The 14,230-nt window shown below is 61.5% G+C and carries 9 protein-coding genes; all 9 read left to right on the plus strand.

What is annotated here, in order from left to right; genetic code table 11:
- Positions 1-276: 276 nt before the first annotated feature.
- The 9 genes from VQ071_RS03870 to VQ071_RS03910 all read left to right on the plus strand — a co-directional run bounded on the left by VQ071_RS03870 (position 277) and on the right by VQ071_RS03910 (position 14,124).
- Positions 277-2,352, plus strand: a complete 2,076-nt coding sequence (locus tag VQ071_RS03870) for an endonuclease MutS2 (RefSeq protein ID WP_340512541.1) — start codon at positions 277-279, stop codon at positions 2,350-2,352.
- Positions 2,353-2,731: 379 nt separating this feature from the next.
- Complete coding sequence (locus VQ071_RS03875; RefSeq protein ID WP_340512542.1) at positions 2,732-3,103, plus strand: hypothetical protein; 372 nt, start codon at positions 2,732-2,734, stop codon at positions 3,101-3,103.
- 124 nt (positions 3,104-3,227) lie between these two features.
- Positions 3,228-4,511, plus strand: a complete 1,284-nt coding sequence (locus tag VQ071_RS03880; RefSeq protein WP_340512543.1) for an alpha-amylase family glycosyl hydrolase — start codon at positions 3,228-3,230, stop codon at positions 4,509-4,511.
- A 123-nt stretch (positions 4,512-4,634) separates the two neighbouring features.
- A complete protein-coding gene (locus VQ071_RS03885) occupies positions 4,635-6,920 on the plus strand; it encodes a CBM35 domain-containing protein (protein WP_340512544.1) in 2,286 nt (761 codons plus the stop codon).
- A 172-nt stretch (positions 6,921-7,092) separates the two neighbouring features.
- Complete coding sequence (locus VQ071_RS03890) at positions 7,093-8,880, plus strand: histidine kinase (RefSeq protein ID WP_340512545.1); 1,788 nt, start codon at positions 7,093-7,095, stop codon at positions 8,878-8,880.
- Positions 8,873-10,477 (plus strand): helix-turn-helix domain-containing protein, encoded by a 1,605-nt coding sequence (locus tag VQ071_RS03895; protein ID WP_340512546.1) that lies wholly within the window; start codon positions 8,873-8,875, stop codon positions 10,475-10,477. Before VQ071_RS03890 ends, VQ071_RS03895 begins: the two co-directional genes overlap by 8 nt.
- 237 nt (positions 10,478-10,714) lie before the next feature.
- Positions 10,715-11,578: an ABC transporter permease gene (locus VQ071_RS03900; RefSeq protein WP_340512915.1), complete on the plus strand. Its 864-nt coding sequence runs from the start codon at positions 10,715-10,717 to the stop codon at positions 11,576-11,578.
- 16 nt (positions 11,579-11,594) lie between these two features.
- Positions 11,595-12,473 (plus strand): carbohydrate ABC transporter permease, encoded by an 879-nt coding sequence (locus VQ071_RS03905; protein WP_340512547.1) that lies wholly within the window; start codon positions 11,595-11,597, stop codon positions 12,471-12,473.
- Between the two features lie 88 nt (positions 12,474-12,561).
- Entirely contained in the window at positions 12,562-14,124 is a 1,563-nt protein-coding gene (locus VQ071_RS03910; RefSeq protein ID WP_340512548.1) for an ABC transporter substrate-binding protein, read from the plus strand.
- The last annotated feature ends 106 nt before the right edge of the window (positions 14,125-14,230 follow it).

Genomic DNA, 14,230 nt, shown 5'->3' on the forward strand with positions numbered 1-14,230 from the left:
CTAAAGGGGAACACCTTGATGTCTGCGATGGTTCTGAACTGATCAATTGGATAGCCCGTTAGCGCGAGCGCATGGACGGTCGAAGCGGATTCGACCCGTTTATTTTATTGCGCTTGGCTAACGGCTCTGATTGCCGGGGAGGAACTGTCCGACATTCCGTCCGTCGCTGCGGCGAGGAGCGGGAATGCGAACCGTGCCTATAGGCACGGTTTTTTGCGTTTTCTTCGCTGCGTCCGGTTGACCCAATCCCCTTAAACAAAGGAGCATCCCCTACTCATGAGAAATCAATCCCTCGATAAATTGGAATACCCGCGCGCAGTCGAAGCCGTCGTGTCTCGCGCGACTACCTATATGGGCCGTCGTCTGGCAGAAGGACTGGCCCCGCTGTCCGACACCCGCATCATCGCCGCACGCCTGGCGGAGACCGAGGAGACCCGCGCGATGATCGACAAGGGCATGCATGTGCCGCTGCCCTCGATGGACGGCATGGAGGAGCTGTTCGCGCTGCTCGGCACGGGCTACGTCCCGGATGAGCGGCAATTCGGCCAGCTGGCGCAGTTCGTCCGCAGCTGCGGCCAGCTGCGCAGGTTCATGGCGGCCAAGGCGGACGTCGCCCCGACGGTCGCCGCCTACGCGTCGTCGATGCACGAGCTCGGCGGACTGCTCGCCGAGATTGAGGGCAGCATCGACCGCGGACGCATACTGGACGGCGCCAGCCAGGAGCTGGGGCGCGTCCGGCGCAAGCTGCGGCAGGCGGAGGAGAAGCTGCAGAAGCGGCTGGACGGTCTGCTGGCGAAGCATGCCGAGCATCTGCAGGAGCGGATCGTCAGCTCGCGCGGCGGGCGGTACGTGCTGTCCGTCAAAAAGGAGCATCGGCGCAAAGTGTCCGGCACCGTGCTCGACGAATCTGCGAGCGGACAGACGGTGTTCGTCGAGCCGGCCGAGACGACCGGCCTGCAGATGGATCTGTCCGCGCTCCGGGCCGAGGAGCAGCGCGAGGAGCTCCAGGTGCTCGCGAGGCTGACCGGCGAGGCGGAGCTCGCGCTGCCGCAGCTATCCGTGAACGCGGAGGCGGTCGCGCACTACGACTTCCTGCTGGCCAAGGCCAAGTGGGCGCTCGCGATCGGCGCGCTGCCGCCGTCGCTCACGTACGACGGCACGTTCGAGCTGCGCACGGCGCGGCATCCGTTCCTGAGCGCGAAGCCTGTGCCGCTCGACATCGTCATGGACGCCAGCTACCGGTCGCTGCTCATCACCGGGCCCAACACCGGCGGCAAGACGGTCGCGCTCAAGACGGTGGGCCTGCTCACGCTGATGGCCCAGTCCGGCCTGCTCATCCCGGCCGCTGCCGGCAGCCGCGTCGGGGTGTTCCGCGCGATCGAGGCGGACATCGGCGACGGCCAGAGCCTGGACCGCTCGCTCAGCACGTTCTCCTCGCATATTCGCAACGTCACCGACATCCTCGCCGTCTCGGACCGCGCGACCCTCGTGCTGCTCGACGAGCTGGCGACGGGGACCGACCCCGGCGAGGGCGTCGGGCTGTCGATCGCCGTGCTTGAGGAGCTGTACCGGCGCGGCGCGGCCGTGCTGGCGACGACGCACTTCAACGAGATCAAGGAATACGCGCGTCTCGCGCCGGGCTTCCGCAACGCCCGCATGGCGTTCGACGAAGACACGCTGCAGCCGCTCTATCGGCTCGATATGGGCGAAGCGGGTGACAGCTATGCCTTCGTCATCGCCCGCAAGTTCGGCATCGGCGAGGCGATCATCGCCCGCGCCAAGGAGATCGCGCAGAGCCTGAAAGGCGGAGCGCGCAGCGGCGGCGGGAGCGGGCTTTCGCTGCGCGAAGGCGTGCAGGGCATCCTGCCGCAGGCTCACGGGGAGGCGCAGCCTGCGATGGACGGCGATGCTGCGGCGCGCTCGGGAGCGGCGGGCCATGCGTCGCTCCGCGATCGGCGCGACTCGGTGCCGACCGCAGCAGACCGGCAGACCGCACGGCCCGATGCGGAGGCGGCTGCTGCGCCGCACGAGGCAGGTGACGCCGGCGATCGGAGAGCGCCAGCGCCGCCGCCGCTCGGCGTCGGCGACGTCGTGTGGATTCCGTCGCTCGGGCAGCGCGGCGTCGTCTACCGACCGGCCGACGAGCGCGGCAATCTGATCGTGCACATCCGCGGCGCCAAGCAGCTCATCAACCGCAAGCGGCTGCAGCTCCAGATCGAGAGCAAGCATCTGTACCCCGACGACTACGATATGGACATCGTCTTCGACACCGTCGACAATCGCAAGAAGCGCAAGCTGATGGCCAAGCGGCACGTGGAGGGTCTGACAATCGAGCGTGAGGAGCTGGAGTAGGGCCTTCGGAGGTGGCGATTGTCGGCGCATTCGCGCAACCCGTACAAACCGCTCCGAGGCGCACGCACCACATGACCACATGACCACACGAACCACACGAACCACACGAACCACATAAACAGTTGGACCATGCAACCACATGATTCGCATAATTTGCATCAGGTGAGCTTAACACCGGAACCGCCTCTCGCTGGAGGGGCGGTTTTTGCTATAACAAACCAAACTTACCGACCGAGTCGCCTCTCGTAGTGAAGGCGAAGCCCGCCGCCCGTGTCCTACGAAGCCCATCGCCTCTCGTAGTGAAGGCGAAGCTCGCCGCCCGTGTCCTACGAAGCCCATCGCCTCTCGTAGTGAAGGCGATAGGCCGGAGCAGCGGTGTGTGTGGCGAATCGCCTCTCGTAGTGAAAGCGATAGGCCGGAGCAGCGGTGTGTGGGCCGAATCGCCTCTCGTAGTGAAGGCGATCGGCCGGGGCAGCGGTGTGCGGGTCGAATCGCCTCTCGTAGTGAAGGCGATAGGCCGGAGCAGCGGTGTGTGGGTCGAATCGCCTCTCGTGGTGAAGGCGATCGGCCGGAGCAGCGGTGTGTAGGCCGAATCGCCTCTCGTAGTGAAGGCGATCGGCCGGAGCAGCGGTGTGCGGGTCGAATCGCCTCTCGTAGTATAGGCGATGCCCACTCCCCTCGCTCCCAACCGCCCCCGCTCCGCCCCGCCCACCTAACCGCGTTCTCCCACCTTCCACTTGCCATCACGTAACAATCGTCGCACCAACAAGTCACGCGTGTGGCAGGAATCACCCCGCAGCGACCGCTATACTGGGCCTAGCAAGCGGCCGTGGGGCATCAGCCGCGTCCGTCACGGATTACAAGGAGAGAGTCGAATGGCAAAAGACACGAGCAAAGCGTTAAGAAATCAGGTCATGTACTCGATTTACGTGCGCAACTATAGCGAGGAAGGCAGCTTCAAGGCCGTCGAGCGGGACCTGGACCGCATCCGGGGCCTCGGGACGGACATCGTCTGGCTGCTGCCGATCCATCCGATCGGCAAGCAGGCGCGCAATGGGGAGCTGGGCAGCCCGTACGCGATCGCAAATTACCGCGAGGTCAACCCGGAACTCGGCACGCTGGAGGACTTCAAGGCGCTGGCGCAGGCCGTCCGCGCCAAGGGCATGAAGATCATTATCGACGTCGTCTACAATCACACGTCCCCCGATTCGTGGCTCGCCCGCCACCGTCCCGCATTTTTCTACCGGACGCCGGAAGGGCGCATGGGCAACCGGATCGCCGAGTGGGGCGACATCGTGGATCTCGACTACGCCAACCCCGAGCTGTGGGACGACCAGATCGACACGCTCAAGATGTGGGCGGAGATCGTGGACGGCTTCCGCTGCGACGTGGCGCCGCTAATCCCGCTCGACTTCTGGCTCAGAGCCCGCGCCGAGGTCGCGCAGGTTCGCCCGGACTGCCTGTGGCTCAGCGAGTCGGTCGAGCCCGCCTTCATCGTGAACAATCGCGCGCGCGGCATGACAAGTTTGTCGGACTCCGAGATTTTTCAGGCGTTCGATGTCTGCTACGATTACGATATTTTCGAGGTTTTCCGAGACTATCTGGTCGGCCGACAAACGCTGGATGCCTACGCGGAGAAGATCAACATGCAGGAGTATATTTATCCCGACAACTACGTGAAGCTGCGTTATTTGGAAAATCACGACCAAGCCCGCGCCAAAAGCATCATCGAAGACGAGCTTAGCCTGATCAACTGGACCGCTTTTATTTATTTTCAAAAAGGAATGACGCTGATCTATGCCGGACAGGAGACGCAAAATGTCCGCCGTCCCGATCTGTTCAACAAGGATACGGTCGACTGGGAGACGGGCAGCGATCTGAGCGGACTCCTCCGAACGCTGTACGGCATCAAAAAAAATCCGCTTATAGCCGATAGCCGCTACTTCGTACGTGCGGATTCGGCGAATGACGTCCTCGTCGCCGTGCATGAGAAAGGATCAGAAAGGCTCGTCGGCGTGTTCAGCATGCGCGGCAAGCCGGCGGAAGCGGCTGTGGAGCTGCCGGACGGACGCTACCGCAATCTGATCGACGGCACGGAAGCCGCAGTCGAAGCGGGCAAGCTGAGATGCGACGGCAAGCCGGTCATTATCCAGCACTGAATATCCCACGATTCCGCCGCTTGAAGGGAGGTGACCGCGTTCCGCGCTTGCCGCGAGAACAAATGCCACGGAGCAAATGCGATACGACGCATCACAATCCAATTCATAGCTGGAGGGAAAAAGATGAACAAAAAGCCGTTCAAACGTCTGCTGACGCTGGCGCTCGCGATCGGTCTGACCGTCGCCGGCGCACAAGCCGCGCTGCCGGGCAGCGCACAGGCCCGCGACAGCATGAGCACGCGTATGGGTACCAGCCTCTATCCGTTGTATTGGACTGCCTACGAGAATTCATTCGTGAACGACGCCCCGATCTCGGAGGCGCGCTGGAAGGACAATATCGACTGGGTCGCGTCCACGCTGCTGCCGTACGGCTACAAGATGGTGACGACGGACGGCTGGATCTACGGCGCGACGCAGACGAACGCCAACGGCTACTTGCTCAAGTACAACGATGCGTGGTCCCACGATTGGGCGTACTGGGCGAGCTACGCGAACGGCAAAGGACTCGATATGGGCGTCTACTACAATCCGCTGTGGGTGGCGGACTCGGCCGTCAGCGACCCCAACAAAAAGGTAATCGGCACGAACATCCCGATCTCGTCGATCGCGACGTCCGGCTGGGTAGACGTGACCAAGAATGGCGCCGAGGCTTATATCAAGGGTTATGTGAACTATTTTAAAAATATGGGCATCCGCTTCCTGCGCGTCGACTTCCTGTCCTGGTACGAATCGGGCGCCGCCGCCGGTGCGCCTGCCGGCTCTCCGGTGTTCGGGACCGCCAGCTACGCGACCGCGCTGCGCTGGATGAGCGAGGCTGCGGGCGACGATATGGAGCTGAGCCTGGTCATGCCCAATTCGTTCAATCATGCGGAGAACGAGATTAAATACGGCGACCTGATGCGGATCGATACGGATACGGCGAACGGCGGCTGGACCTGGCTCAACCGCGGCAGCTTCGGCGACGAGCGGCAGACGTGGAATGCGGGCTTCTCGCAGTGGGCCAACCCGTTCCAGGGCTTCACCGGCTTCGCGGATGTGAGCGGTCGGGGCGGTCTGACGCTCGACGGGGACTTCCTGCGGTTCAGCACGTTCGGCGGGTCATATGCGGACAACGAGAAGCGGTCGGTCGTCTCGTTGTTCACGATGGCGGGCTCGCCGCTAGCGGCCGCGGATCAGTACGATACGATCGGCTCGAATCAGTCCTACTATACGAATCCGGAGATTCTCGCGCTCAAGAAGGAAGGCTTCGTCGGCAAGCCGGTGTTCAACAACGGCAATTCGTTCGAGCCGGCGACGAGCGGGCAGCCCGATACCGGCAGCCGCGACTCGGAGCGCTGGATCGGACAGACGGCCGGCGGCGATTGGGTGGTCGCTCTGTTTAACCGATCCGATAGCGTCCAGACCAAGTCGATCGACTTTGCGGGCGTACTCGGCCTCCCGAGCGGCGGCACGGTCCGTGACGTATGGAGCCATGCGGATCTCGGCGCGATGACGAGCTTCAGTGCGACGCTGAATCCGCATGACGTGCGGATGGTCCGGATCAGCCCGGCGGCGAGCAGTCCGTTCGTGAACCGTTACCAGGCTGAAGTCGGCACGTTCCGCAGCGGCGCGCACTTCAACAACGACCATACGGGCCGCTCCGGCGTCGGCTTCGTCGACCGGCTGAGCGGCGACCATGCGGGCGCGAATGTCGTCATCGGCGTGCAGGCGGACAAGGCGGGCAGCTACAACCTGGCCGTCCGGTATGCCAACGCGACCGGCAGTGCGAGCACGGGCAGCTACACAGTCACGAATCTCAATCAAACGCTGCTATCCTCGGGCACGCTTTCTTTGCCGAATCTGGCGAACTGGGACACATGGGGAACGGTCAATCGGACGGTGACACTGCAAAAAGGGTTGAACCTGATCACGATTGCACGCGGCAGCGGCCACACCGGGGCGTTCAACCTGGACTACATCGAGCTGAACAACCGCAATCCGGTGAAAAACGGAGGCTTCGAATCCGGCTCCCGGTCCGACTGGACGGAATGGCATCCGGGAACGGGAATCGCCTCGCTCGGCGTCGATTCGGCGGACGCGGCGACCGGCAATTACAAGCTGTACTTCTATAACGGAACTGCGGCCTACCAGCAGAGCGTGCATCAGGTCGTCGCCTTGCCCAGCGGTACCTATACCGTCAGCGCGTCGGTCAAGCTGCAGCATCCGGCCGGCATGCCGCCGACGACGGCCCGTATGGAGGTGTCGGGCTACGGCGGCACGCAGCTGAACAAAAATATAACGGCCGGCACGACCTATCAGACCGTCACACAGAGCGTCACCGTGACGAGCGGCCAACTGGACGTCGGGTTTTATGTCGACGCGGCGGCAGGCACCTCGCTGCAGATCGACGACGTGACGATCAGCCAGTAATCGCGTTATCCGGACTCCATACAGCGGAAACGCCCCGTACGCGTACAAACGCGCCGGAGGCGGTTCCGCTTTTTGGCGCGAAGTCACAATCGTTGCATGCAGAACCGCACCAAAGTCGCATCCCAAAACCTTTATAATGAAAGCATGACTCGACACCGGAAAGAGGCCCTCCATGCGTAAATCGACCCTTCGCTCCCGGCTCGTGCTGGGATTCGCGCTCGTCACCGCGCCGCTGATCGTCTTGCTGATCGTGAACAACTGGTACGCGATGGGCGTCGTCCAGAAGCAGGTGGCCGGCTCCAACAAAAACCTGGTCACGATGAACATGGACCAGATCGACCAGAAGCTCGCCGAGGCGGACCATTATTTGCTGAAAACGACGCTGCAGGACCCCGGTCTGCTCGCGCTCGGATCGTATCCCGAGGGCAGCGAGGAGGCCGTCTACGCCAAGGTCAACGCATTTAACCGGCTCAGCCAGGACATTCCTTATTACGGCGACATGGATGCGTTTTTTGCCTATCGGGCGAGCTCCCGCGAGCTGATCTTCGCCGCGCAGCAGAGCATGCCGTACGAAGAGAAGGAGGCGGTCAGGGGCAAGCTGTCCGCGCTGCTGGCGACGTCCGAATCGCGCCAGCCCTACATGAGCAGGTGGGGCGTGGTCAGTCTGGACGGCGAATACGCGCTGCTGCGGGTGATGGATGCGGACAAGGGCTCCTATGCAGGGGCATGGGTGAGCTTAAACCGGTTTTTGAAGCCGTTCCATGCGCTCGATATGGGCGACGAAGGGCGTGTGCTGATCGCATCGTCCGGCGGCACGCTGCTGGCGTACGATCATGACCCGGCATCCGGCGCTCCCGCGGCCGATCTGCCGCTTGCGGGGGCGTTCGCTGACGACGGCCGGCTCTATCATACCGTCTCGACCGGCGAAGGCGATGCCAAGCGCATCATGGTCAGCCAGCATTCCCGCATGGCCGACATTCATCTGGCCGTGCTTCTGCCCGTGCGCAGTCTGCTTGAACGGCTGCCGATGTTTCAGTGGTTCATTTATTTGATGCCTCCGCTGGCGGTCGGGCTGCTGCTGCTGTTCCTCGTTTATTTGCAGCGTTCCATACTGATGCCCGTCCGGCAGCTGCTGAAGGGGATGCGGCAGATGCGCGCGGGCAACTTCAACATGCGGCTCGCGCCATCCCGGCTGGCGGAGTTCGACGATATCAACGGCACGTTCAACCGGATGTCCGACGAGATCGAGACGCTCAAGATCGACATCTACGAGGAGCATATCAAGACCCAGCGGGCGGAGCTCCGCCATCTGCAGGCGCAGATTCATCCGCATTTTTTCACCAATTGCCTGAACCTGATCTACAGCCTGGCCCAGGTCAAGAATATCGCGCTCGTGCAGAAGCTGACGCTGCAGCTCGTGAAGCATCTGCGGTTTACGATCCGGACCAACGTCGTCTCCGTGCCGATCGACGAGGAGCTGGCGCATATCCGCAACTATTTGAGCATTCAGGAGATGCGCTTCCCCGGGGCCTTCGAATACGAGATCGAGGCGCCGCCCGCCGAGACGGAACCGATCGAGATTCCGCCGCTCACGATTCAGCCGTTCGTGGAGAACGCGCTGGAGCATGGCTTCTGCTACAACGAGGGAGAGCCGTTCCGCGTCCGTATCGAACTGCGCCTCGTATCTTCCCCGGACTCCGGCAGGCGGTGCTTGGCGGTCACGGTGTCGGACAACGGCGTCGGCTTCGAGCCCGGCATTTTGGAGAAGCTGCAGTCCGGCGATTATTTCGGCTACGAGTACGATGAGCATATCGGCATCTGGAACGTCTATCACCGCTGCCAGCTGTACTACCGTGCGGCCACGACGATCCGGTTCGACAACGGGCCCGCTGGCGGAGCAATCGTAGAACTCATGCTGCCGCTTGAGCCGGAGAGCGAGAGGAGGGATGCGCATGTATAGAGTGCTGATCGTGGACGACGAGATGTATGCGGTAAAAGGAATCGTGGACGGCGTCGACTGGGAGCGGCTTGACGTCATCGAGGTTCACGAGGCGTACAACGCGCAGGACGCGCAGCGCATCCTGCTCGACGAGCGGATCGATCTGATGATCTGCGATATCCAGATGCCCGTCATGAACGGGCTGTCCCTGCTCGAGTGGACGAAGGAGAGGCAGCCGGAGCTTCGCACCGTGTTCCTGACCTGCCATGCCGACTTCGGCTACGCGCAGCGGGCGATGCAGCTCGGCACCCGGGATTATATGCTGAAGCCGGTCGTCTACGAGGAGCTGGAGGCGGTCGTCGCCCACAACTTGAAGGAGCTCGGCGATATGCGGATTGCCAGCACGCAGACCGAGACGTTCAAGAAATACTATCAGCTATGGCAGGCGCACAAGCCGGAGCTGGTGCAGTCGTTCTGGCGCGACATGATGAAGGGCGAGGACGGCGGCCGCCGGAGCAAGCTCGAAGAGGCGATCGCGGCCTACGATCTGCCGCTGACCGACCGCGATCCGCTGCTGCTCATCCTGCTGAGCATCGAGGCGTGGAAGCGGGATCTCGGCGCATTCGACGAGGAGCTGATGGGCTATGCGCTGCGCAAAGCCGCCGAAGAGGTCATCGTCGCGGGGCATCCGGGCCATGTGATGGAGGACGAGCTGGGCAATATGATGGTCATTCTGTATCCGGGCAGCCGTGCCGATCCCGAGTCCGATCCGCTCAAGACGCGCTGCGAGTCTTATATTGAAGCATGCGGGCGTTATTTTTACTGCGACGTGTCCTGCTATATCGGCGAGGCGCCGTCGGTCCGCGATATCGGACTCGCCTACCATATGCTGCTGGAGACGGAATACGGCAATCTGAAGCGCAGGCGGCAGGTGCTTTTCTGCGGAACCCGGAGGCACGAGGCGCGTGCGGGCGGCTCGATCTCCTTCCTGCATTGGACGGACGCGCTGGAGTCGGGCCATGCGGAGCGCATGGACGAATTGATGCAGGAGGCGGAGGCGTGGATCCGCGAACAAAAGGGCAGGCGGGAGTCGCTGGCCCAGGTCTACCACGGCATATTGCAGGTCGTCTATTACGCGCTGCTCCGCAAAGGCATCTCGCCCGGCCTGCTGCACGAGCGCGGGCTCGAGTCCGGACCGGCCGAGGCGACCCGTTCGTCCGTCCATCTGAAGCAGTGGATGGAAAAAGTTGTGGCCTCCGTCCTGTCGCTGTCGGATTCGGGGCAGGGAGAGCATCCCGAAGGCAGCATCGTGCTCCAGGTCCAGCGCTATGTGAAGGAGCATTTGCAGGACGAGATTACGCGGGACGAGTTGTCCGAGCATGTGCATCTTAATCCTTCTTACCTGTCGCGGATTTTCCGCATCAAGACAGGACAGTCGCTGTCCGAGTACATCCTGCGGGAGCGCATGACCCGGGCCTCGGAGCTGCTCGCCAACACCAGGGAATCGGTCAGCAGCATCGCGCGTTCGCTCGGCTACGACAATTTTTCGTATTTTGCCAAAATGTTTAAAAAGGTGTTCCAGACGACACCGCAGGAATATCGCAGATCGCGCGAATAAGCACGCGGTCGACAAATGCCCCGTTTCCGCGAGGAGACGGGGTTTTTCGTTGTCTCCCAAACCCGTAACAATCGTTGCATACGCATGTAACCGAAGTAGTGGGGGAGCGGGTGGCCTGCATTTTATAATTCGATTATAGACAGCGAGCGCGCCGCGAGAGCGTCCGCGCGAGGAGGGAACCGTTTTGTGAAGACCGTATGGAAAACAGCTTATCGATACCGCGCCCTGTACCTGCTCATGCTCCCGGGCCTCCTGTATTTGCTCATTAACAACTATATGCCGATGCTGGGCGTCGTCATCGCGTTCAAGGAGATCAACTTTACGAAGGGCATCTGGCACAGCGACTGGGTCGGCTTCCACAACTTCAAGTACTTGTTCGCAACATCGGATGCGTACGTCATTACGAGAAACACGATTTTGTACAATACCGCCTTTATCGTCCTCGGCCTCATTCTGTCGGTAGCCGTCGCCATCCTGCTGAATGAGGTGCGCTCGCGTATCCGCAAAGCTTACCAGAGCGCGCTGCTCCTCCCGTATTTTCTGTCGACCGTTATCGTAGCCTATCTGCTGTTCGGCCTGCTCAGTCCCGAATACGGGCTCATGAACAAGGCGGTGCTGCCGATGCTGGGGCTCGATCCTGTCTACTGGTACATGGACCCGAAGTATTGGCCGGTCATCCTGACGCTTGTCTATATATGGAAAAGCATCGGCTATTCCAGCATCGTCTACATCGCTGCGATCGTGGGCATCGACCAGGAGTATTACGAAGCGGCCACCATCGACGGTGCGACGAAGTGGCGGCAGATCCGCCATATTACAATCCCGCTGCTGTATCCGATCATGACGATCATGACGCTGCTCGCGGTCGGCAAAATCTTCTACTCCGACTTCGGACTGTTTTTCCAGGTGCCGATGAACTCGGGACCGCTGCTGCCCGCGACCAACACGATCGACACCTACGTCTACCGGGGCTTGATGCAGCTGGGCGATATCTCGATGGCTTCGGCGGCGGGCTTGTACCAATCGGTCGTCGGATTTGCGCTCGTGCTGCTGTCCAACTTTGCGGTCCGCAAGATCAACCGGGACAACGCTTTATTTTAAAAGGGGAAAACGACTGATGAAAAAAGAGTACTGGCCGGTCCATCTGTTTTTCGGAATCGTAACGCTGGCAATGGTGCTGCCGATCGCGCTGGTGCTGATCGCTTCCTTTACCGACGAACGTTCGATTCTGAGCAAAGGCTACTCGCTGTTCCCGGAACGCTGGAGTTTGGACGCTTATCGTTTTTTGTTCGAGTCGGACCCTTGGGTCATCCTCGATTCCTACGGCGTCACGCTGTTCGTGACCGCCGTCGGCATGCTCGTCAGCCTGGCGGTCACGGCGATGCTCGCCTATCCGCTGTCCCGCGTGCAGCTTCCGTTTCGCACCGGTTTTTCCTTCTATGTGTTTTTCACGATCCTTTTCAACGGCGGCATGGTGTCGTGGTATCTCGTGTTCGCCCAGTACATCGACCTGCGGGATACGGTATGGGCGCTGATCGTGCCGGGCTTGCTGCTGAACGGCTTCAATGTGCTGATCATGCGCACCTTTTTCTCCGGGTCGATCCCGCCCGCGCTCATCGAGTCCGCTTATATCGACGGCGCAGGGGAGCTGCGCATCTTCGCGCAGTTCGTCGTGCCGCTGTCCAAGCCCGTGTTCGCGACGATCGGACTGTTCAACACGCTTGCCTACTGGAACGACTGGTTCAACAGCCTCGTGTTCCTGACCAAGGCCAAGTTCTACAGCCTCCAGTACCTGCTGAACATGTCGCTGCTCAACATCCAGTTCCTGTCGCAAAAATCCCAGAACGCCGGCGCCGCCTCGTTCTCCGGCCTCGTGCCGCAGGAGACGATGCGGATGGCGATGGCGATCATCGGCATGGGGCCGATCGTACTGGCCTATCCTTTTTTCCAGAAGTACTTCGTCAAAGGCCTGACGATCGGCGCGATCAAGGGTTGACCGGGCTGCTGCCGGAGCCGGACGCGGCGCGGCGGGATGTTCCGTTTGCCATAGATATTGTTTATCATTCATACGGGAGGGTTTTCTCTTGAAAAAGAAATCAACGCTGATGCTGTCCGCCATGATGGCCATGTCGCTGGCGGCAACCGCATGCGGAAGCAACAACAATAACGGCGCTGCCGGCTCGTCGGCGCCGGCAAGCGGCAGTGCAGACGCCGGAGCCTCGGCTTCGCCCGCCGCAGCGTCTTCGCCCGCCGCATCCTCGTCGCTCAAGCCGTATCATCTTGTCATGATTTTCCCGGGGAGCACGCCCAAGGACCTCGACGCCGTAAATGCGGAGATGAGCAAGTACCTGACGGACAAGATCAACGCGACGATCGAGCTTCGCCCGATCGACTGGGGCGCCTGGAACGACAAGACCAACCTCTTGTTCGCGTCCAAGGAACAGCTCGACGTCATGTGGACATCCTCGTGGATGGGGCTCGGCCAGCAGGTGGCCAAGGGGCAGATCATCCCGCTCGACGATCTGATCGATTCGGACGGCCAGGGCATCAAGGCAATCATCGATCCCGACGTTGTCGAGGGCGGCAAGATCGACGGCAAGGTGTACGGCGCGGTCACGAACAAGGAGTTCGCCTCCAATCGGGGTATCGTCATGCGCAAGGATCTCGTGGACAAGTACAACATCGACGTGGCGCAGCTCAAGACGCTTGCGGACTTCGGACCCGTGCTTGAGAAGATCAAGCAGGGCGAGCCGGGCATGACGCCGCTGCAGGCCGAGGGCGGCAACTCGCCGCTGACGCAGCTGCTCCAGGTCGACGGCCTCGGCGACGGTCCGGGCGCCATCATGCGCAGCGCGCACGATCTGAAGGTCGTGAACGCGATCGGCACGCCGGAATATATGGAGCTCGCGAAGCTGATGCGCCAGTGGTTCGAGGCGGGCTACATCAACAAGGACGCCCCGACGCGCAGCGACGGCGTGGCGAACGCCGTGAAGGCGGGCAAAGCGTTCTCCTATGCGGTCGCCATGAAGCCCGGCATCGAGCTGCAGGAGTCGCGCAATACGGGCACGCCGATGGTCGCGGTGCCGCTGACCCAGCCGTTCATGACGACGGGCGATACGACAAGCTCCATGCTGGCGATCCCGACGACTTCGGGTGATCCGCAGCGGGCGATGATGTTCATCAATCTGCTGTTCACCGACCCTTACTTGATCAATCTGCTCAATTGGGGCATCGAAGGCAAGCACTTCGTCAAGGGAGCGGACGGCACGATCGACTACCCGGCGGGCGTCGACGCCGCGACGACCGGCTACAATCTGAACGCCTCCTGGATGTTCGGCAATCAGATGAACACCTATCTGTGGAAGGGCGAAGCGTCCGACCTGTGGGATCAATACAAGCAGTTCAACGAATCGGCGGAGCGTTCGCCGGCGCTGGGCTTCGTGTTCAACCCGGACCCGGTCAAAAACGAGATTACGGCCGTGAACAACGCCAGCCAGCAATTCGCCGGCGTCGTGGCGACGGGCGCGCTCGATCCGGAGAAGACGATTCCGCAATATTTGAAGAAGATGGAGGCTGCCGGCGTGAACAAGATCATCGCCGAGAAGCAGCGCCAGCTGGACGAGTGGGCGAAGACGAAGCAGCAATAAGGCAGGCGGGCCCCGCATCGGTGGATGCGGGGCTTTTGTTGACGTTCGACAACCGCAAAAAACGCAAGCTTAGGGCCAAGCGCCATATAGACGGGTTGAAGATTGA

Origin of the sequence: Cohnella sp. 56 (assembly GCF_037963805.1) — a bacterium.
GTDB lineage: Bacteria > Bacillota > Bacilli > Paenibacillales > Paenibacillaceae > Cohnella.

Bases quoted from the DNA above. Each gene is read 5' to 3' on its own strand.
- VQ071_RS03880 (WP_340512543.1), top strand. From the start codon at position 3,228: ATGGCAAAAGACACGAGCAAAGCGTTAAGAAATCAGGTCATGTACTCG.
- VQ071_RS03900 (WP_340512915.1), top strand. From the start codon at position 10,715: ATGCTCCCGGGCCTCCTGTATTTGCTCATTAACAACTATATGCCGATG.
- VQ071_RS03905 (WP_340512547.1), top strand. From the start codon at position 11,595: ATGAAAAAAGAGTACTGGCCGGTCCATCTGTTTTTCGGAATCGTAACG.
- VQ071_RS03870 (WP_340512541.1), top strand. From the start codon at position 277: ATGAGAAATCAATCCCTCGATAAATTGGAATACCCGCGCGCAGTCGAA.
- VQ071_RS03885 (WP_340512544.1), top strand. From the start codon at position 4,635: ATGAACAAAAAGCCGTTCAAACGTCTGCTGACGCTGGCGCTCGCGATC.
- VQ071_RS03890 (WP_340512545.1), top strand. From the start codon at position 7,093: ATGCGTAAATCGACCCTTCGCTCCCGGCTCGTGCTGGGATTCGCGCTC.
- VQ071_RS03895 (WP_340512546.1), top strand. From the start codon at position 8,873: ATGTATAGAGTGCTGATCGTGGACGACGAGATGTATGCGGTAAAAGGA.